This window comes from Streptomyces sp. NPDC030296, assembly GCF_055572815.1.
In genome coordinates this window covers 301,710-321,081 of the sequence record NZ_JBVICQ010000007.1, presented here as the reverse complement: position 1 = coordinate 321,081, position 19,372 = coordinate 301,710, and the positions used below count along the sequence as shown (strand labels likewise).

16 protein-coding genes are annotated in these 19,372 nt (G+C 72.8%); 10 read left to right on the top strand and 6 right to left on the bottom strand.

From position 1 onward, the window contains the following. Positions 1-212: 212 nt before the first annotated feature. Together ACZ4Z3_RS22080 and ACZ4Z3_RS22075 are read right to left on the bottom strand one after the other, a co-directional pair. Positions 213-1,481 (bottom strand): hypothetical protein, encoded by a 1,269-nt coding sequence (locus ACZ4Z3_RS22080; protein WP_468502586.1) that lies wholly within the window; start codon positions 1,479-1,481, stop codon positions 213-215. Positions 1,482-1,584: 103 nt separating this feature from the next. Beyond that, on the bottom strand, positions 1,585-2,880 hold the full coding sequence (locus tag ACZ4Z3_RS22075) for a PP2C family protein-serine/threonine phosphatase (protein WP_468502585.1): 1,296 nt from the start codon (positions 2,878-2,880) through the stop codon (positions 1,585-1,587). 173 nt (positions 2,881-3,053) lie between these two features. On the opposite strand from ACZ4Z3_RS22075, the gene ACZ4Z3_RS22070 reads away from it, so the two are divergent. Further along, positions 3,054-3,524 carry a hypothetical protein gene (locus ACZ4Z3_RS22070; protein WP_468502584.1) on the top strand — a complete coding sequence of 157 codons (471 nt, stop codon included), beginning with the start codon at positions 3,054-3,056 and terminating at the stop codon, positions 3,522-3,524. A 360-nt stretch (positions 3,525-3,884) separates the two neighbouring features. Further along, entirely contained in the window at positions 3,885-4,814 is a 930-nt protein-coding gene (locus tag ACZ4Z3_RS22065; RefSeq protein WP_468502583.1) for a hypothetical protein, read from the top strand. Here ACZ4Z3_RS22065 and ACZ4Z3_RS22060 read toward each other — a convergent pair. Next, positions 4,720-6,243: an aminotransferase-like domain-containing protein gene (locus ACZ4Z3_RS22060; RefSeq protein ID WP_468502747.1), complete on the bottom strand. Its 1,524-nt coding sequence runs from the start codon at positions 6,241-6,243 to the stop codon at positions 4,720-4,722. The two genes, ACZ4Z3_RS22065 and ACZ4Z3_RS22060, sit on opposite strands and share 95 nt — an antisense overlap. 99 nt (positions 6,244-6,342) lie before the next feature. Between ACZ4Z3_RS22060 and ACZ4Z3_RS22055 the strand changes: the two genes are divergently transcribed. Together ACZ4Z3_RS22055 and ACZ4Z3_RS22050 are read left to right on the top strand one after the other, a co-directional pair. Then, complete coding sequence (locus tag ACZ4Z3_RS22055) at positions 6,343-7,122, top strand: alpha/beta fold hydrolase (RefSeq protein WP_468502582.1); 780 nt, start codon at positions 6,343-6,345, stop codon at positions 7,120-7,122. A gap of 99 nt (positions 7,123-7,221) precedes the next feature. Continuing rightward, positions 7,222-7,689 carry a DUF7144 family membrane protein gene (locus tag ACZ4Z3_RS22050; RefSeq protein ID WP_468502581.1) on the top strand — a complete coding sequence of 156 codons (468 nt, stop codon included), beginning with the start codon at positions 7,222-7,224 and terminating at the stop codon, positions 7,687-7,689. A gap of 50 nt (positions 7,690-7,739) precedes the next feature. On the opposite strand, the gene ACZ4Z3_RS22045 is transcribed toward ACZ4Z3_RS22050, so the two are convergent. Beyond that, complete coding sequence (locus tag ACZ4Z3_RS22045; RefSeq protein WP_468502580.1) at positions 7,740-8,009, bottom strand: hypothetical protein; 270 nt, start codon at positions 8,007-8,009, stop codon at positions 7,740-7,742. A 309-nt stretch (positions 8,010-8,318) separates the two neighbouring features. Here ACZ4Z3_RS22045 and ACZ4Z3_RS22040 point away from each other — a divergent pair, with 309 nt between their 5' ends. The 3 genes from ACZ4Z3_RS22040 to ACZ4Z3_RS22030 all read left to right on the top strand — a co-directional run bounded on the left by ACZ4Z3_RS22040 (position 8,319) and on the right by ACZ4Z3_RS22030 (position 11,743). After that, the gene (locus tag ACZ4Z3_RS22040; protein WP_468502746.1) at positions 8,319-9,317 is read left to right on the top strand and encodes an endonuclease/exonuclease/phosphatase family protein; all 999 of its coding nucleotides are present in this window, start codon (positions 8,319-8,321) and stop codon (positions 9,315-9,317) included. 94 nt (positions 9,318-9,411) lie between these two features. Then, positions 9,412-11,373: an FUSC family protein gene (locus ACZ4Z3_RS22035; protein WP_468502579.1), complete on the top strand. Its 1,962-nt coding sequence runs from the start codon at positions 9,412-9,414 to the stop codon at positions 11,371-11,373. A gap of 154 nt (positions 11,374-11,527) precedes the next feature. After that, entirely contained in the window at positions 11,528-11,743 is a 216-nt protein-coding gene (locus tag ACZ4Z3_RS22030) for a hypothetical protein (protein ID WP_468502578.1), read from the top strand. A 96-nt stretch (positions 11,744-11,839) separates the two neighbouring features. Here ACZ4Z3_RS22030 and ACZ4Z3_RS22025 read toward each other — a convergent pair whose 3' ends face one another. Next, the gene (locus ACZ4Z3_RS22025; protein ID WP_468502577.1) at positions 11,840-13,909 is read right to left on the bottom strand and encodes a PhoX family protein; all 2,070 of its coding nucleotides are present in this window, start codon (positions 13,907-13,909) and stop codon (positions 11,840-11,842) included. A gap of 244 nt (positions 13,910-14,153) precedes the next feature. Between ACZ4Z3_RS22025 and ACZ4Z3_RS22020 the strand changes: the two genes are divergently transcribed. The 3 genes from ACZ4Z3_RS22020 to ACZ4Z3_RS22010 all read left to right on the top strand — a co-directional run bounded on the left by ACZ4Z3_RS22020 (position 14,154) and on the right by ACZ4Z3_RS22010 (position 18,716). After that, positions 14,154-16,163 (top strand): VWA domain-containing protein, encoded by a 2,010-nt coding sequence (locus tag ACZ4Z3_RS22020; RefSeq protein WP_468502576.1) that lies wholly within the window; start codon positions 14,154-14,156, stop codon positions 16,161-16,163. Positions 16,164-16,314: 151 nt separating this feature from the next. Beyond that, positions 16,315-18,030, top strand: a complete 1,716-nt coding sequence (metG, locus tag ACZ4Z3_RS22015; protein ID WP_468502575.1) for a methionine--tRNA ligase — start codon at positions 16,315-16,317, stop codon at positions 18,028-18,030. A 320-nt stretch (positions 18,031-18,350) separates the two neighbouring features. After that, positions 18,351-18,716 carry a PH domain-containing protein gene (locus ACZ4Z3_RS22010; protein ID WP_107462939.1) on the top strand — a complete coding sequence of 122 codons (366 nt, stop codon included), beginning with the start codon at positions 18,351-18,353 and terminating at the stop codon, positions 18,714-18,716. A gap of 264 nt (positions 18,717-18,980) precedes the next feature. Here ACZ4Z3_RS22010 and ACZ4Z3_RS22005 read toward each other — a convergent pair whose 3' ends face one another. After that, on the bottom strand, positions 18,981-19,346 hold the full coding sequence (locus tag ACZ4Z3_RS22005; RefSeq protein ID WP_468502574.1) for a cupin domain-containing protein: 366 nt from the start codon (positions 19,344-19,346) through the stop codon (positions 18,981-18,983). Positions 19,347-19,372 lie beyond the last annotated feature (26 nt).

Here is a 19,372-nt window from a genome sequence, read left to right as displayed (position 1 = left end):
TGCTTTTTACCGACACTTGACCGGTTTCGGATCAAACTCTGATCAAGCTTCGATCCGATCCGGATCCGCGCCCGCTTAAGTGATCGGCGTGGGGGGCACATCGTCGGTGTGACCTCGCACAACTCCCCCTCCGAGGTCGGCCCGGCGCGCACTCTGATCGACGGCTCATCGATCTACGACGAACGGAACGACGGCTCATCGGCCCGGCTCGACTAACCGGGTACGTGCTGGGCCGACCTCAACTCGGCGAGGTGCTGCCGCACATGGTGCAGGGCACCTTCCCGCCGCCCCGGCACCCGGCTCCGCAACTCGACCAGCCGCAGCCCCAGTTCACCGGCCCGCCCTGGATCGCTGATCTGCCCCCACTGGTGGTGTGCCCGGTCGACGGCCGCCTCGACCGCCGGGTCCCGCACGTCCTGGCCCGCGGCCAGCCGCGCCTCGGCCACGCCCATCCAGGTCTCGCAGCTGCGCGCCGCGTCCCCGGCGAACATCGCCAGGTCGGCCCGCACCTCACGCCAGTGCAGCTCCTGTGCCGTACCCGCCCCGAACTGACGCCGGGTGGCCTCCTCCCACCGGGCGGCGAGAGCGTCGGCCTCGGCGTGCCGCCCGTCCTGCACGGCGGCCGTGATGGCGAGATGAGGATCGTCGGCCTCCGCGCCCACGGCCTCCACACCCCCGACCTTCGTGCCCCCGGCCTCCGTGCCCCGGACCTCGGCTTCCCTCGCCTCCGCTCCCCCGGTTCTCGCCTTCGGCACACCGGTGGGCGGCTCGGGCAGGACGATGACCTGCTCGGACAGGACCATGGCCGGTTCGGGCAGGACGGCGACCGGATCTCCCGGGGGCCCGCCGCCGGGGGCCCCCGCGTCCTGGGCCAGGAGGATGTCCCCGTACTCCGTCGTACGCAGCAGCACCTGCTCGTGCAGGACCGCTGGAGGCAGGCGCTGGCCGCTGCGCAGTATCGTCGCGAGGGCCTTCATGTACTGCGGTACGGCCACACCCCGCCGGGACGGCGGCGGCGCGATCCGCCCGTACACGCTCGCCCCCGGGCCGACCCCCAACGGCCGCCCCGCCAGTTGCCGCCACACCTCCGCGTCGGCGTGCAGATCGAGGAACAGGGTCGTGGATCCGGGTGCGCGCAGCCGGAGTTCCTCGACCAGCCAGTGCCAGGGGAACGCGGTGTAGCGCACGGTCGACGGGGTCGTACGGGCCAGCGCGAGATGCACGAGCCGCTGCTTGCGGTCGAGTTGCAGCTGCCCGGTGAGGTACACGGTGAGCGGACCGGGCGCGGTGGCCGCCGCCCGCAGCCGGGTGAGGACGGCCTGCGGCTCCAGCGGATCGGCGAGTTCGACGACGTTCGCCGTGCCCGTGCCGGACAGCACCTCGGGCGAGACGGCCGCGAGTACGGGAAGCACGGAGGCCGCGTCCACCAGGCACCCCTTGCCCACGGGCGAGGCCGCGAGCAGCAGCACGGTTCCGGGCATCGGTTCCCTCCCCATCGATCACGTATGCCAGCCAGCACCGTAACCGCTGCGCGTGCAAACGGGGAAAGGACCGGGTGGGAAGGCCCCGTTGGGGGAGTTCCGGTCAGGGGACCGCGGTGGCGCCGGGGGCACGCCCGGTGCCGGTGCCGCGGCGGACCGCGAAGATCGTCGTGTCGTCGTCGAGAAGCCCGCCGGTGTGACCGAGGACGCCGTCGTGGACGAGCCGCACGAGGGCGACCGGGTCGGTCGCGGCACGGGGATCGGCGGCGATCGCCCGGCTCAGATAGGCGCGCAGGGGAAAGAACACCCCGTCCCCGTCCCGCGCCTCCGTCACCCCGTCGGTGACCAGCAACAACGACTCGTCGGCGGCGAGCCGCACAGTGACGCCGGCACGGCCCGGTCCGCCGATGGTCGTGGGACCGTTGGTGGTCGGGGGATCGTTGGTGGTCGGGGGACCGTTCGGGTGGATGGGTTCCAGCTCGCTGAGGCCCAGCGGGAGTCCGTCGCCCGGCACGAGGACGCGTACGCCGTCGGGGGAGACCAGCAGCGGAGGTTCGTGGCCGAAGTTGACGATGTCGACGGTGAGGGTGTCGAGGCCCGTCGTGTCGGGCCCCCAGTCGGTGCGTTCGCTGCGCAGCTCGGGGAAGTCGAGGAGCACGGCGGTCGCGAATCGTTCCGCGTCGTCGCGGCCGACGTGGGCGCAGTAGCGGACGTGGCGGATCATCCGGGTCTCCAGCCGTTCGGCCACCGTGCCGGGTTCCGCCTCGTAGTACGCGGCCTCCCGGAACGTGCCCAGCAGCACGGACGCCGCCTCCACCGCCCCGAGACCCTTGCCCTGGACGTCGCCGACGAGGACGCGCGTGCCGTGCGGGCTCGGCTGGATGTCGTAGAAGTCGCCGCCGACGCGGGCCTCGCTGTCCGCCGCGAGATACACCTCGGCGTGGTCGAGGCCCCCGACGTGCGGCGGCAGCTGGCGCAGCAGGATCTTGCGGGTGGTGTCGACGACGGCCCGCATGTGCAGCATCCGCTCCTGCCCGCGCAGCCGCACCGCGCAGGCCAGTACGGACATCACCCCGCCGACGGCGAGGAGGATGAAGTCGGGAAGACCGCTGCGGTACTGGTGCGGCCAGGCGCTGTCGACCGCGTAGTACGCGATCATCGCCAGCACGGCGAACAGCGCCGTCGTCCACACCCCGCAGACCGCGGCGGCGATCCCCGGGACGAGCACCAGCCACGAGATGACCCGGAAGTCGCCGCTGGTCACCCAGTCGAGGGCGGGAACGGCGCAGAGCACCACCAGCGGCGGAAGCCAGGCGACGCTGCGGCCGCGCACCCGCAGCAGCTGCTGCCGCTCCACGGGGTCCGGCGCCCGGCGCGCACGCGGCATCGGCATCCGCATGCCCCTCAGCGAAGCACGCCACCACGCCCCGCGCATCCCGGCCCTCGGCTCCCGGCCCCGGCCCCCAGCCCGTGGCCGGATTCTCCCTTACTCCGACTTGCCGACGGGGTGCCTCAGGTGTGACCTGGTAAGCGGGGCGGCAGTCGCGGGGGAGGGAAGGAAGGAGTGCTCCCATGGCTCAGACGGCACCCAGGCCGGGCAGACCGCTGGAGGGGGTGGCGGCCGCGCCGATGCCGCGGACGACCCCGGCCGCACCCGATGTCTTCGGCCCGCGCACCCACACCCTCGCGCGCTGGGCCCTGGCCGGGGTCCTCGGCCTCGTCTACGGCTACTGGGCGGCGGCCCTCAACCGCGACGCCGGCCCCATCACCGGCTGGAACGTGCTGTTCGGCCTGGTGAGCGCGTTCGTGTTCGCGGTGCTCCACCTGGCCGTACAGGCCGTCGCGCCCCGGCTGCGCCGGGAACGTCACGCCGCGCTGTGGGCGGCCTTCACGGGCTGCGCCTTCGGCTTCCTCTACAGCCAGGGGGGAGACAGCGTCCTGATGTCCACGGTGCTCTCCCTCGTCATCGCCGCGGCCGTGTTCGTGGCGACGTTCTACCGCTACTACACGCACGAGGACGCGGAGGGCCACCGCTTGGGGTGAGCGCCGTGCTCCACCGGAGAGGAAGGGCCGGGCGCCTCGTAGCTCGGGGGTGCGCGGTTCGTCGGCGGGTGCGGGTGGTTCGTGGTTTCTCGCGCAGTTCCCCGCGCCCCTGAAGGGTTGGGCCTGCGGCCCACCCTTCATGAAAAGCACGGGGCGCAGCCCCGGTCGCTTTTCAGGGGCGCGGGGAACTGCGCGACCAGCCCCCACCTACCCGCACCCGCCGACGAACCGCGCACCCCCGAGCCATAAGGCGCCCCGCGCAAGCCGGCGGCAGCCGTTCGGCTTGTCCTGGGGGGCCATTCGCAGTCAGACGCGGCGTCAGCGCTCGCGCGGGCACCGCCGGGGGACTTGCCTGAGGGGGTGTTCCCTCGTGCTCGCGGCCCCCTGTCGACCGCGCTGATCCTGCTCGCCTGCCTGCTCGCGCCGGTGGGCGCGCTGGCCGCGTGGGCGACGTACGAGCTCGGCGACCGAGCCCGCTACGAGGCCGTCACCGCGCCGCTCGCCGCCGACCCCGACGTGCGGGAGGCCCTCGCGGACGCGGTCGCCACCGGGATCATGCGCGAGGTGCGGGTCCGGCCGCCGCTGCGCGAGTCCGTACGGGACTTCACGCACGACGCGGCCCGGTCGTTCACCCGGACCGAGGCGTTCCGTACGGCATGGCACACGGCCAACCGGGCGGCCCACGACGCGGTACTGCGGGCGGTCCGCGCGGAGAGCGCCGGCGGCAGCGGGCACGGGGCGCAACCGGTGACCCTCGACCTGGCGCCGGTCGGCGAACGGGTCAAGCGTCAACTCGCCCGCGACCACGTGCCGTTCGCCCATCGCATCCCGGTCGCGCACACCGAGGTCACGGTGCTGTCGGCGGAGGAACTCGTCCAGCTGCGGAAGGGGTATCGCGTGCTCGAAGTCGCCGCGTTCTGGTTGCCGGTCGGTACGCTCGTACTGGCCACGGCGGGGATCCTGATCGCCACCCGGCGCCGTCGGGCGGTGTGCGCGACGGGCCTCGGGACGGCGCTCGGCGGGGTCCTGCTCGGGGTCGCCGTCGCCCTCGGCCGCCATCTCACCCTCGCCGACCTGCCGCCGGACGTCTCCCCGGCGGCCGCCGGCGCCGTCTACGACGCCCTCACCGCCACGCTGCGCACCGTCACCTGGGGTCTCCTCGCCCTCGGTGCCACCGTGGCCGCCGCTGCCTGGCTCACCGGCCTCCTCGGGCGACGTCCGCCAGCACCGCCAGCGCCTCCGCCAGCTCCGGCGGACCCACCGACGCAAGTCCCAGCCGGACGCAGTTGAAGGGGCTGACCTGGGCCCGCCGCGCCCTCCGCACCGGCCACCCCGCCCCGTCCGGCACCGTCGACGCCGCCGTGGATGCCACCGACACCCCCGACGCGACCGCGGGCACGCTGAACGCCGGTCCCGGTGTCACCGCCACCCCGCGTTCCGCCGCCGCCGCGCAGAACGTGTCGGCCCGCCAGGGCTCCGGCAGTTCCCACCAGGCGTAATAGGCGCGCGCGTCCCCCCGTACGGCGAACCCGGCGAGGTTCTCGCGCACGAGCCGCTGCCGGGCCGCCGCGTCCTCGCGCTTCGCGGCGACCAGCCGGGCGACCGTCCCGTCCGAGATCCACCGCACCGCCGCCTCCAGGGCGAACCTCCCCGCGGCCCATCCCCCGGACCGCAGCGCGTCCCCGGCCTCCTCCGCCCGCCCCTCGGGCACCACGAGGAACCCGACGGTCAGCCCCGGCGCCACCCGCTTGGACAGCCCGTCCACGACATACACCCGCTCCGGCGCGTACGCCGCCAACGGCAACACACCACCCACGCACCCCCGTGGCGCCTCCGCGCCCTGGCCCACACCCGACTCCGCGCCCTCACCCACGCCCACGCCCGCGCCCACGCCCACGCTCGCGTCCGCGTCCGTGCCCGCCAGGAACGCCCAGATCCGGTCCTCCACCACGGGCAGGTCCAGCTCCCGCGCCACCGACGCCAGTTCGGCGCGGCGTTCGTGCGGCATCGTCGTGGACGTCGGGTTGTGGAGGGTCGGCTGCACGTACACCGCCGACAGAGGCGCCGCCCGGTGCGCCGCGGCCACCGCCTCGGGCCGCAGCCCGTCCCCGTCCGTCGCGAGCGGTACCAGCGTCACCCCCAGCCGTCCCGCGATCTCCTTGACCAGCGGATACGTGAGGGACTCGACCCCGACGCGGCCCCCGGGCCGCACCAGGTGCGCGAGGGCGGCGGCGATGGCCTGGCGGGCGTTCCCGGTGAAGAGGAACCGCCCCGGTTCCGGACGCCAGCCGGGCACCGCGAGCAGCCCGGCCGCCGCCTCGCGCGCCGTGCCCGTACCGTTCGCCGGAACCAGGCCCAGCGCCTCCCCCAGCACGTCCGTCCGCAGCAGCGGCGCGAGGCCGGCCGCCAGCAGCTCCGCCTGACCGGGGACGGATGGGTAGTTGAGCTCCATGTTCACCGGCGCCGAGGAGACCGGCTCCGCCAGCGCCCGCCCGGCCCCCGCCCCCGTCGGCGCCGCCCGTACGAACGTGCCGCGCCCGACCTCGCCCACCACCAGCCCGCGCCGCACCAGTTCCCCGTACACGCGCCCGGCCGTGGACCCGGCGATCCCGCGCCGCCGGGCGAACACCCGCTGCGGCGGCAGCCGGTCCCCCGGGCGCAGCCGCCCGGCGGCGATCTCCTCCGCGATCAGGTCGGCGATCCGCCGGTAGTCGCTCACCATGTCCGGGCCCGCCCTCCCCCCGGCGCACCGCCTCCATTGCACCGAGGGCAAAGATCTTATTGCACCGAGGAGTTGGGGCGACCTAGGGTCGAACGCATGGCACCCTTCCTCGCATACGAGGACAAAGGGGAAGCGAGCCCGTCGGCGCTCCCCCTCGTCCTCGTCCACGGCCACCCCTTCGACCGCACGATGTGGCGGCCCCAGCTCACCGCGTTCGCCGCGACCCGCCGGGTCATCGCCCCGGATCTGCGGGGCTACGGCGCCTCCCCCGTCGTTCCCGGCCTCACCCCGCTCTCCGTCTTCGCCGAGGACATCGCGGCGCTCCTCGACGACCTGGGCGTGAGCGACTTCGTCCTCGCGGGCCTGTCCATGGGCGGCCAGATCGCCATGGAGTGCTACCGGCTGTTCCCGGACCGCGTCCGCGGTCTCGTCCTCGCCGACACCTTCCCCACCGCCGAGACGGAGGAGGGCAGGCGCGCCCGGAACGCGATGGCCGACCGGCTGCTGCGGGAGGGGATGGGCGGGTACGCCGACGAGGTGCTGTACCGGATGGTCGCGCCGTACGCGGACGCCGACGTCGCGGCGCATGTGCACCGCATGATGACGGCGACCGATCCCGAGGGCGCGGCGGCGGCCCTGCGCGGACGCGCCGAGCGCCCCGACTACAACGACCTGCTGACCCGTGTCGCCGTACCCACGCTGGTCGTCGTCGGCGCCGACGACGCGTACACCCCGGTCGCCGACGCCGAGGCCATGCACGCCGCCCTGCCCGACTCCGTCCTCCAGGTGATCGACGGCGCGGCCCACCTGCCGAACCTGGAACGCCCCGACGCCTTCAACAAGGGGCTGGAGGACTTCCTGGCCCGGCTGGACTGAGCTCGGGCCCCTCACCCGTTCGGCCTACAGCGCATGCGGCGCCCTCCGCCCCGCGTGAGCATGCGGGTGAGCTGTCCGCCCTTCTGAGGAGGCCCTGCCATGTCCCAGCACAGCGCCGAGCCGCGTTCGAACGCCCACAGCCACCAGACCATCTCGACGCCGACGCCCCCGCAGGGACGGCACTCCGGTACCTCCTGGGCCATCGGCGGCACGGTCTTCGCCGGTGTCCTCATGATGGTCGGCGGGGTGCTGGGCATCCTCAACGGCATCGCGGCCATCGCCACGGACGACGTGTACACCAACATCGGCGACTATGTGTTCGAGTTCAGCCTCACCACCTGGGGCTGGATCCATCTCATTCTCGGAGCCGTCGTCGCCTTCGCCGGCTGGGGCATCCTCCAGGGCCGGGACTGGGCGCGGGGCGTGGGGATCGCCCTGGCGTCCCTCTACGCCATCGCGTACTTCATGTTCCTCCCGTACGCCCCCGTCTGGTCGGTCATCGTCATCGCCGCGTCGGTCTTCGTGATGTGGTCCCTCGCGACGGCCCCGGAGGAGAGGCGCGCCTGACCCCGCACGGCGGACGACCGCGCCCGCATCGCGCACCGCGCCGGTACGCCTCAGCCCCGGCGCCGCCCCGTGAGCGCGGTCTCCAACGCCTTCCCGGTCATCTCGATCACCACGGCGTCGTCCCGCCGGCGCGCGGGAAGGTGCCCCTGTTCGTCGGGACGGCACACCACGCCGCCACCGCTCGGGTCGAGGACGACCGCGCCGAGCCGGGCGACCAGCTCGGCGACGATGTCCCACACCTCTCCGGCGTGCGGGCGGTGCACGGTGAGACCGAGGTCGTCGGCGAAGATCTCCGCCTCGCTCCCGTCGGCCGCCCGCACCCGGAAGGCACGGCTCTGGCCGTCGCCCTCCGGGGACCCCGGCCCGCCGGCGTCGCGAGGTTCGCCGTAGGGTTCGTCATGGGGTTCGTCGTGGGTTCCAGCACCTCCCGTACGACGGCCGCGTCCAGCGGCACGGGCGCTCGGGGACGGTCACCCCGCCCCAGTACCCGCCATACAACCCCGGCCCGGCGGCGGCCGGGCGCCCGGCCCCGGTTACCCGCGCAACCTTCGGCCCTTCCACCTCGTCCTTGAACGAGGAGCACAGAACCACCGCGGGCGAACGGAAGGCCGGCCTTGGAGAGCACGACCATGGAGCGGCCCGAGCCGGTCACCACCCGCCGGGCCACCCACGGCGGCAAGAAGGGGTTCGCCTTCCTGCTGCTGTTCGGTGTGACCGCGGTCGTCGTCTGCCGGGTGATCGACGTCGACGCCTTCACCCCGGTCCCCCAGCTCCTCGCGTTCCTGCCCTGGCTGCTCGCCCCCACCGGCCTGGCCCTGCTCCTGTTCGCCCTGGCCCGCTCCTGGACCGGCCTGACCTGGGGCGTGGTGCTGCTCGGCGCGCTCGCCTGGTACATCGAGCCGTACGGGAAGACGACCGCGCCGGACGGGCCGGTCCTCGCCGAGGTCCGGGTCATGACCTCGAACGTGCACTTCGGCGACGGCACCGCCGCCCTCGTCAGGGCCGTGAAACGCGAGCGCCCCGACATCGTGTTCGTCGAGGAGTGCCAGGCCACCTGCTCGGCCACCCTCCGCGACACCTTCGGCGACCTCAGCGGCGACAAGCCCGCCTACCCCTACCGCCGGGCCGTCGAGGGCTACGGCTCCGACGGTTCCGTCATCCTCAGCCGCCACCCCCTCAAGGGCGCCGACCCGATCCCCGGCACCATGGGCATGCCCGGCGCCGTCGCCGACGTCGAGGGCCACCGCGTACGGCTGCAACTGGCGCACCCCATGCCGCCGCTGGCCGGCCAGGTCGGCACCTGGCGACGGGAGCTCGGCGCGCTGCGCGCCTACGCGGCGGCCGACACCCGGACCCCGACCATCGTCGCCGGCGACTTCAACGCCACCCAGGACCACGCGGCCTTCCGCGACCTCCTCGACGCGGGGTTCGGCGACGCCGCCCGGCTGACCGGGGACGACCGCCGAGCGACCTGGCCCTCCCGGACCACCCCGAGGTTCGGCGCCCAGATCGACCACGTCCTCGTCTCCTCGAAGGACTTCTCCGCCCGCGAGACCCGCTTCCTGAAGCTGCGCGGCACCGACCACAACGCGGTGGTCGCCGATCTGACCCTCCACCAGCGGAAGTGACGCCGGGGGGCCATGGACACCACGCGACCTCGTCGCCCCCAACCCACCCATAACTACACATAATCGGGCGATCTCCGGCGGTGATAATGGCCGCATGCCCCGCCCGTTCGCCCTCGGCCTGACCCCGCCCGACTGGCTGGTCCGCAACCTCCAACCCCAGCAGGCACCGCCCGTCAACCGGCCCGCCGTGGCCCGCGCGGCGGTCGCCCTGACCCTGCCGCTCGCCCTCGGCCTCGCCGCCGGCCGCCCCGAGTACGGCGCTCTCGCCTCGATGGGCGCCCTGTCGGGCGTCATCAGCGACACGGCGGACGCGTACCGCATGCGGCTCCTGAACATCGCCGTCCCCCAGCTGTTCAGCGCCATCGGCATCACCCTCGGCTCCCTCGTGTACGGGCACGGCTGGGTCACCGTCGCCGCGCTCACCGGGGTCGCGCTGGTCTCCGGGATGATCTCGACGATCGGCGCCGTCGCCTCCGTGTCGGGGCTGCTGCTCCTGCTCAACTCCGTGGTCGGCGCGGGTCTGCCGATGCCGGGCGACTGGTGGCTGGCCCCCCTCCTGATGACGGGCGGCGGCCTCCTCGTCCTCGTCCAGGCCCTCCTCGCCTGGCCGCTCAGGGCCGGCGTACCGGAACGCGCCTCCGTCGCCGACACCTACCGCAAGGTCGCCGACCTGCTCGCCGCGACCACCGCGGACACCACCGACGCCTACGACACGGCCCGGCACGCGGTGACCCAGTCCCTCAACCAGTCCTACGACCTGATCCTCGCCCGCCGCGCCCGCCACCACGGCCGCAGCCCCGACCTCGTCCGGCTCCTCGCCCAGCTGAACGCGGTCACCCCGCTCGTCGAGGCCGCCCCCGCCGTACGCCTCTCCGGGCGCCCGCTGCCCGCCGAGGTCCCCACCGCCGTGCGCCATGTCGCCGAGGCCGTCGACACCGGGTACTCCGGGCCGCTGGGGTTGCGGCTGCCCACGCCGACGAGCGAGATCGGCAAGGCGGTCGACCAGGCGCTGCGGCACGCCGCCGAGGTCGTCACCGAGGGGTCGCCGGACGCGCTGACCCGGGCCGACGACCACCTCGGCCGGACCGCGCCGCTACGGGTGCGCGCCGCACGGGCCGCCCACGACGTGGCCCTGTCCGCCGCGTCCTGGCGCTACGGCCTGCGCCTCGCCCTGTGCATCGGCATCGCACAGGCGCTGGTCTCCCTCGTCGCCGTGCCCCGCTCCTACTGGGTGGCGCTGACCATCACCTTCGTCCTGAAACCGGACTTCGGCTCGGTGTTCTCCCGCGCGCTGCTGCGGGCCCTCGGCACGGTCGTCGGCCTGGTCGTCGCGGCGGCGATCCTCGCGGAGGTCCCGCGCGGCTGGTGGGACGTGCCGGTGATGCTGTGCCTCGCCCCGCTCATCCCGGTCTTCACCCCCCGCGGCTACGGCTACCAGACCGCCGCCATCACCCCCGTGATCCTGCTGCTCTCCGACATCCTCAACCACCAGGGCACCGGCCTGCTCGTGCCCCGCCTCGTCGACTCCCTGGTGGGCTGCGGCATCGCCCTCGTCGCGGGCTATCTGCTGTGGCCGGAGAGCTGGCACGCCCGCGTGGGGGCGCGGCTCGCGGACGCCGTCGCCGACACCGCCGCGTACGTGGAACACGTCTTCGGGCCCGGCGCGGAGGACCCCACCGGGCGGGCCCGCAAGCGCCGCCGCCTCTACCGGGACCTGTCGGCCATCCGTACGGAGTTCCAGCGGGCCCTGACCGAACCGCCGCCGACGGGGCGGCGGGCCGCGGCCTGGTGGCCGCTGGTGGTGGCGGTCGAGCGGATCGTCGACGCGACGACGGCGGCCCGGGTCCGGGTGAAGCAGGGGGCGCGGCCGCCGTCCGCCGCCGAGGTCGCCCAGGTCGCCCTGCAACTGCGGGAACTGGCGGAGGGGCTGCGGAGGACGGACGTCCTCTACGAGGTGCGGTCCGATCTGAGCGGGCCGCCGGGAAGCGTCCTGGAGGCACTGCGACAGGAGGTCGCGGCGGCCCGGACGATCACCTCCCCGCCCGACAGGCCCTAGACCGGGACGCCGGCGGTCAACCCGGCGCAGGGCGCTGAATCGTTACGCCCGCCCCGCACGGGTGACGGGAGGAGAGTTCGCAGGCGGAAAGCCGTAATGATCGGACTCGTCCAACCGGACGATTCACTTTCTTTCTGACAAGGGGATGTTCGCCATGCGGCGCACCGCCACCGTCCTGCTCGGAACCCTCGCCCTCGCCGGCGCCCTGGCCCCGGCCGCCCACGCGGTCCCGGACCCGGCGGCCACGGTCACCTGCCTCACCGAGACCCCCGCCGGTGTCGCGGAGCTGGCCGATCCGGCCGCCCTCCTCGACCCGGCCGGCATGCTGGACCCGGCCGCCGCACCGGGCGTGAGCTGCCTGGCCCCCTGAGCCGCACGGCGACGCACCGCGGGCCGTCCTCCCACCGGGAGAACGGCCCGCGTTCGCATCTGCATGGGCAGGGCCCGTAACCGCAGTGCCCCTGACTCAGACGCCGATGTCGCAGCCGTCCGCGCGGTAGACCGCGACCACCGCCGGGCGGACGATCTTGCCGGGGCCGTCGGGCCACGTGCTCTTGGGGTTCTCGACGGAGGCGCCGTCCAGCTCACCCGGGTGCTGCACCGCGACCAGGACACGGCGGTCGGTGATGATCGGACCGCAGGTCTCGGCGCCGCTGGGCACGGTCAGGAACTGCTTCAGCTCACCGCGGCGCTCCCCCTTGGTCGCCACGCCGAACAGACCGTCGTGCGAGCCGAGCTGGTTGCCGTCGGTGGAGATCCACAGGTTGCCGTACGGGTCGAAGGCGACGTTGTCCGGGCACGAGATCGGGGAGACGTCGTCCTTGGGGAAGCCCGCGAAGTACGTCGCCGGGTCGTCGGGGTCGCCCGCGACGAGGAACAGCAGCCAGGCGAACCGGGTGCTCTCGGGCCGGTTCCAGCGCTCGGTGAGCTCCAGGACCTGGCCGTGCTTGTTGGCGTTGCGGGGGTTGGCCTCGTCGGCGGCGGCGAAGCCGGTCTTGCCGCGGTTGGAGTTGTTGGTGAGGGCGACATAGACCTTGCCGGTGACCGGGTTGGGCTCGATGTCCTCGGGGCGGTCCATCTTCGTCGCGCCGACCTTGTCGCCGGCGAGCCGCGTGAAGACGAAGACCTCGTCGGCGGTCATGCCCTCGACGTGCGAGACGGCGCCCTCGGCGGTCGCGGTGGCCAGCGGGATCCACTCGCCGCTGCCGTCGAACTCGCCGTCGGCCGGGAGCTTGCCCGTGCCGTCGATCTCGATGGCGGGGGAGTCACCGGTGAGCTTGGCGACGTAGAGGGTGCCCTCGTCGAGCAGCGAGAGGTTGTGCTCGCGCGCGGCGCGGCCCGTCCCCTTCTTCATCCGCTTGCTGCTGACGAACTTGTAGAAGTAGTCGAAACGCTCGTCGTCACCGGAGTAGACGACGGGACGGCCGTCGGCGGTGAGCCGGATGGTCGCGGCCTCGTGCTTGAAGCGGCCGAGGGCGGTGTGCTTGCGCGGGGTGGACGTCGGGTCGTACGGGTCGAACTCGACGACGTACCCGAAACGGTGCGCCTCGTTCGGCTCCTGGGCCACGTCGAACCGCTTGTCGAACCGCTCCCACTTGCGCTCGGTGGCGCCGGTGCCGATGCCGTACCGCTTGTCGGTGGGCCGGCTGCTGTTGGCGAAGTACTGGTTGAAGTTCTCCTCGCCGTGCAGCGTGGTGCCCCAGGGGGTGGTGCCGCCGGAGCAGTTGTTGAGCGTGCCGAGGACCTTGCGGCCGGTCGGGTCGGCGGAGGTCTTGAGGAGGTCCGAGCCGGCGGCGGGGCCGGTCAGCCGGAACTCGGTGGTGGCGGTGACCCGCCGGTTGAGGTGGTGCCGGGGCACGGCGGTGAGCTTGCCGGTGCGCCGGTCCTCCTCGACGACGACGGCGGACAGACCGTGCGCGGCCCAGGCGACCTCGACCTGGTCGCGGGTCGGGTTGGCGGGATCGTAGCCGCGGAACATGAGCACCTCGTCGGTGTACTCATGGTTGGCCACGAGGAGCTTGCGGCCGCGCTCGCCAGGCAGCGGCAGCAGCGCGAGGAAGTCGTTGTTGTAGCCGAACTGCCCGGCCTGGGCCGCACCCGTCTGCTTCTCCGGGTCGAACGCCGGGGCACCGCGCAGGATGGGCTCGCCCCAGCGGATGACGACGTTCTGCTGGTAGCCCCCGGGGACGGTCACGGTGTCCGCCGTGTTGGGCGCGACGGCGTCGAACCGCAGGCCACGGGCCGCCTTGGGCTTCGGGGTGCTCTTGGTGGTGGCGGTGGTCCCGGCGCCGGCCGCGGCGGCCTGCGGGGCGGTGCCGAGCGTCGTCGCCGTACCGGCCGCGGTGGCCACGGTGACGACGGCGGCGGCGCGCATCACGGACCGGCGGCTGAGCGCGGAGGCGATGACGTCGCCCACGTACTCGTTGGCGCTGGTGTTCGGCACCTCGTGGAAGCAGGCGTCACCACAGCGGAACCGACAGGTCATGGCGGAACGGCCGCCGGGGTGCGAGCCGATCATGGGCAGCAGCTTGCGCACGTTGCGCTCCCTCTTATGTGCCTTTGGTGTGAGCGCGACGTTAGGGGCGCATGCGTTCGAAAACGGAGACGGAGAGTGAACGGCAGGTGAACCCACGGCAGTTGGGGCGGTATTGACAGCTCCCAGTCGCGAGGTTAGTGAAACCTCCCGCCCCACCCCAAGATCGCCAATCGCGGCGGCTAACCTTACGTGTCCGTCCTGGCCAGGGATTGACGGGCTACAACTCACGCGAAGGGTTGCGCACATGGGCATTCTCTCTCTCCTGCGGAACGCGTTCTCCCGCTCACGCAAGGGGCGCGACACGGTCCCTTCGCAGGAGGCGGAGCAGGTCTCCCCGACAGAGCCGACCACCACGGCCCCCCAGGGGAGTGCCGAATCAGCCACCACCGAGCCGGGTTCCCTGCGGGAGGCCGAGCGGGATGAGGAGCGGGGCTCCTCGCAACAGGTCGAGCCGAAGCTTCCGGCCCAGGGGTCCGGGTCCAAGCCGGCCTCGTCCGTCGCCGACGAGCTGGTCTCGGCGGCCTTCGACAACGTGACGGTGCCGAAGCCGCGGACGGAGGAACGGGAACCTGCGGCGACGGCCGAGGCCGGGACGCCGGTGACGGAGCCCGAGGCTCAGGCCAAGGCCGAGGCGCCGGTGGCGGAGCCCGAGGTGGTCGTCGAGTCGAAGGACGAGGCCGGGCCTGCGGAGGCCGAGGCGGAGGAAGCCGAGGCTGAGCGTGCGGCGGCCGAGGCGCCGGTGGCCGAGGCGAAGGACGAGGCCGAGCCTGCGGAGGCCCAGGCCGAGGTGGCCGACGGGAAGCCTGAGGCGGCCGAAGCCGGTACGCCGGTGGCGGAGCCCGAGGCCGAGGCCAAGGCCGAGGAGCCGGTCGCGGAGGCGAAGGCCGAGGGAGAGGAAGAGGCGCAGGTCGAGGCGGAGGCCGTAGCGGCAACCGCTGAGCCGAAGGCGGAGGCCGCGCCCGAGACCGCCCCGGAGACCGCCGAGGCCGACGTCGCGGCCGAGAAGGAGGCCGCGCGGGAGACCGAGGCGGTCGTGGAGGCGGAGCCGGCGCTCACGGAGACCGCCACTGCGGCCGAGGCGGAGCCTGTCGCGGAGGGTGAGCCGGAGGCCGAGGCGGAGCCTGTCGCGGAGCCCCTTGGGAAGGACGAGCCCGAGGCCCGGACGGAGCCGGCGGCCGCGAAGGAAGCCGACGCCGAGCCGCAGACCGAGAAGGTCGAGGAGCCCGAGGCCGCGTCTGACGCTGCGCCCGAGGCTGCCGCGGCACCCAAGGCCGCGGACGAGGCGGAGCCGCAGGTCACGTCCACCCCCGAGCCCGAGGCCGCCACGGCACCCGAGCCGGAGGCCGACGCCGACAAGCCCTCGGAGCCGGAGGTCGCCGCCGAGGCTGAGCCGCAGCCGCAGGCGGCTCCCGTGGCGGAGGAGTCCGAGCCGGAGCCGGTCGAGGCACCCGAGCCCGAAGCCGAGAAGGCACCCGAGCCCGAGGCAGTGAAGGCACCCGAGCCCGAGGCCACCCGCGAGGTCGTGGCGGCAGCCGACGAACCCACGCAGCCCGCCGACAACCCCGAAGCCGAGGCCGCTCGCCCCGCGGCTCCCGCGACGCCCGCGACCCGCGTCCGCTCCAGCGCCCCCGGTCTCTCCACGGCCTACAAGACCGCCGGTACCGTCCTGAAGAAGCACGACCTCACCGGCGCCCGCGCCAAGGTGTACCTCGTCCTCGACCGCTCCGCGTCGATGCGTTCGTACTACAAGGACGGCTCCGCCCAGGCCCTCGGCGAGCAGACCCTCGCCCTCGCCGCCCACCTCGACCCCGAGGCCACCGTGCCCGTCGTGTTCTTCTCCACCGAGCTCGACGGCACCGGCGAACTCACCCTCACCGAGCACGAGAACAAGATCGACGAGCTGCACAACGGCCTCGGCCGCATGGGCCGCACCAGCTACCACGCGGCCGTCGAGGAGGTGCTCGCCCAGCACCAGAAGTCGGCGGACCCCACCGCCCCCGCCCTCGTCGTCTTCCAGACGGACGGCGCCCCGGACGCGAAGACCCCCGCCACCCAGGCGCTCACGGACGCCGCGAAGAACCACCCCGGCGTGCACTTCGCCTTCGTCGCCTTCGGTGACCCGGAGAACAAGGCGTTCGACTACCTCCGCAAGCTCAAGACGGGCAACGCCTCGCACTTCCTGGCAGGCGAGACCCCGCGCGAGCTGACCGACGCGGAGGTCTACGAGGGCATCCTGGCCGCCTGGCGCCCGTAACCACCCGTAACCCTCCACCACGCCCCTCACCGGGACGTCCCGTGCCGTCCGCTTCCCACCCCGCAAAACGGGAGGCGGGCGGCACCCCCGTGTCGGCTAGGATTTCAAGACTCACGCCTTACGAAATCGACCGACCTGGGAGCATCCCCCGATGGCTCGACACCTCATCACCAGCGCCCTTCCGTACATCAACGGGATCAAGCACCTGGGCAACATGGTGGGGTCCATGCTCCCGGCGGACGTGTACTCCCGGTACCTCCGCCAGCGTGGCCACGACGTCCTGTACATCTGTGCGACGGACGAGCACGGCACCCCGGCGGAGCTGGCGGCGAAGGAGCTGGGCCTCCCCGTCGACGAGTTCTGCGCGCAGGCGCACGACGCGCAGAAGGCCGTCTACGACGGCTTCGCCCTCGCGTTCGACTACTTCGGCCGCAGCTCGTCCGAGCAGAACGTGGAGATCACGCAGCACTTCGCCCGCAAGCTCAAGGAGAACGGGTTCATCGAGGAGCGGTCGATCCGCCAGGTGTACTCGCCGGCCGACGGCCGTTTCCTCCCGGACCGCTATGTCGAGGGCACCTGCCCGCACTGCGGCTACGACAAGGCCCGCGGCGACCAGTGCGAGAACTGCACCCGCGTCCTGGACCCGACCGACCTGATCGAGCCGCGCTCGGCCATCTCCGGCTCCACGGACCTGGAGGTCCGCGAGACCAAGCACCTGTTCCTCCTGCAGTCGAAGCTGCAGCACGAGGTCGAGGCGTGGGTCGCGGCGCACGAGCACCAGTGGCCGCAGCTGGCGTCGTCCATCGCCCGCAAGTGGCTGACCGAGGGGCTGCACGACCGGGCGATCACCCGTGACCTGGACTGGGGCGTCCCGGTCCCCGCGGACACCTGGCCGGAGCTGGCCGCCGAGGGCAAGGTCTTCTACGTGTGGTTCGACGCGCCGATCGAGTACATCGGCGCGACGAAGGAGTGGTCGGACCAGGACCCGGAGAACCGCGACTGGAAGTCCTGGTGGTTCGACGTCGACACCGACGTCCGCTACACGGAGTTCATGGCGAAGGACAACGTCCCCTTCCACACCGTGATGTTCCCGGCCACCGAGCTGGGCGTGCGCGAGCCGTGGAAGAAGGTCGACGTCGTCAAGGCGTTCAACTGGCTGACGTACTACGGCGGGAAGTTCTCGACGTCGCAGAAGCGGGGCGTCTTCACCGACCAGGCCCTGGAGGTCCTGCCGGCGGACTACTGGCGCTACTTCCTGATCGCCAACGCGCCCGAGTCGGACGACTCGTCGTTCACGTGGGAGCACTTCACCGCCACGGTCAACAAGGACCTCGCCGACACGCTCGGCAACTTCGTCAACCGTGTGCTGTCGTTCTCCCGCAAGCGCTTCGGCGACGAGGTCCCGGCGGGTGCGGCGGCCGGTGAGGCCGAGGCGAAGCTGGGCGAGGAGATCGCGCGGCTCCTCGCGGAGTACGAGGAGCACATGGAGTCGCTCCAGTTCCGCAAGGCTGCGGCGGCGCTGCGCGCCCTGTGGTCGGCGGGCAACTCCTACCTGGAGGAGAAGGCCCCCTGGCTGGAGATCAAGACCGACCAGGAGGCCGCGGCCCTCACCCTGCGCACGGCGATGAACCTCATCCACCTCTACGCGGTGGTCTCCGAGCCCTTCATCCCGACCTCCTCGGCCGCCATGCGCGGCGCCTTCGCCCTCGAGGACGACACCGCCACGTGGGTCACCGCCGAGCAGGCCCGCTCCCTGACCTCGGTCCCCGCCGGCACCCCCTTCACCGTCCCCCCCGTCCTCTTCGCCAAGCTGACGGAGGACGACCTGGAGACCTACAAGGAGCGCTTCGGCGGCGCCCCGTCCTGACCCCACACCACCCCACCCCGGGCCCGCTGCCGTCCCCCGACGCACCGGGCCCGCGGCGTATCCACCCCCGGCCTCACACCTCAGGGTGAACATCGCCAATACCTTCCTGTACCGCCTCACCCCTCCGCAGGAACCACCCTGGCCAGCTCGCCCCCACGAGGCGATGCATGGACGCCGACCCCGCCGAGCTCCGCAAGGACCTGGCCTCGCCAACCCGATCGTCGAGCTCATCGCACAGGGGTCTTCACAGAGCGGTAGATGTCGGCAGCGGTGCGTAGCCGGGAGCAACCCTGCGAGGCTGGTCTCGCGTCTCCCCGTACATGGCACTGTTCGGAAACGCGCATACCGTCAATCCCGGCAAGGCCCAGCAGGACTACGCGCGTCTGCTGGGGCACGGCGAGCAGGTGCACGCCGCGTTCCTGCTGATCCGCGACACCATCCTGTTCACCGACCGGCGTCTCATCCTGATCGACAAGCAGGGGATCACCGGCAAGAAGGTCGAGTACCACTCCGTCCCGTACCGCAGCATCACGCACTTCTCGGTCGAGACGGCCGGTCACTTCGACCTCGACGCCGAGCTGAAGATCTGGCTGTCCGGCAGCCACGAACCGATCGAGAAGACGTTCACGAAGGGCGTGGACATCTACGAGGTCCAGGCGATCCTCACGCAGTTCGTGGCCGGGTAGACACACACCGGAAGCCCTCTTCATCGTTCAGCGGCCTGGGCGCTGCCCAGGCCGTCACCGCTGCCCGGGCCGTCACCGCTGCCCGGGCCGTCACCGCTGCTCGTGCCGGTCCGCCACCGGGATCCGGTCGGCTGCCGCGCGCAGTTCGTCCACACCGGCTCTGTCCGTGTCCCCGACGGACCCCGAGAGCCGGTGAACGACCACCCAACGTCCGTCGGCAACCGCTCCTGCGAAGATCCTTCCCCGACCGGTGGTGCGTGGGGGTCAGCCGAGGTGCGCCTTGATGTGCCCGATGACCTCCTCGAACTCCTTCCGGGGCGAGAAGTCCACGTACTCGCAGTCCTCCAGGGCCTCCGGTACGTGGCCGGGCGCCCAGTAGAAGGCCTCGCCCGCCTCGTAGGTCGTGTCGCCCTCCTTGGTGTGCATCAGCAGCCGGCCCTTGAACATGTAGCCCCAGTGCGGGACCTGGCACAGGCCGTCGGGCTCGCCCTTCAGGGCCGGGCCCATGTCCACGCCCTTGGGGAGCCGGACGAAGGCGACATCGGTGTCCCCGCCGATGTCCTGCATCCGTAGTTCGACGCCGTCGCCCTCGATCTCGACGGGTACGTCCGTCCGCGTGACCGCCCTCATGCCGACCTCCACGAGTGCTCGGGCGG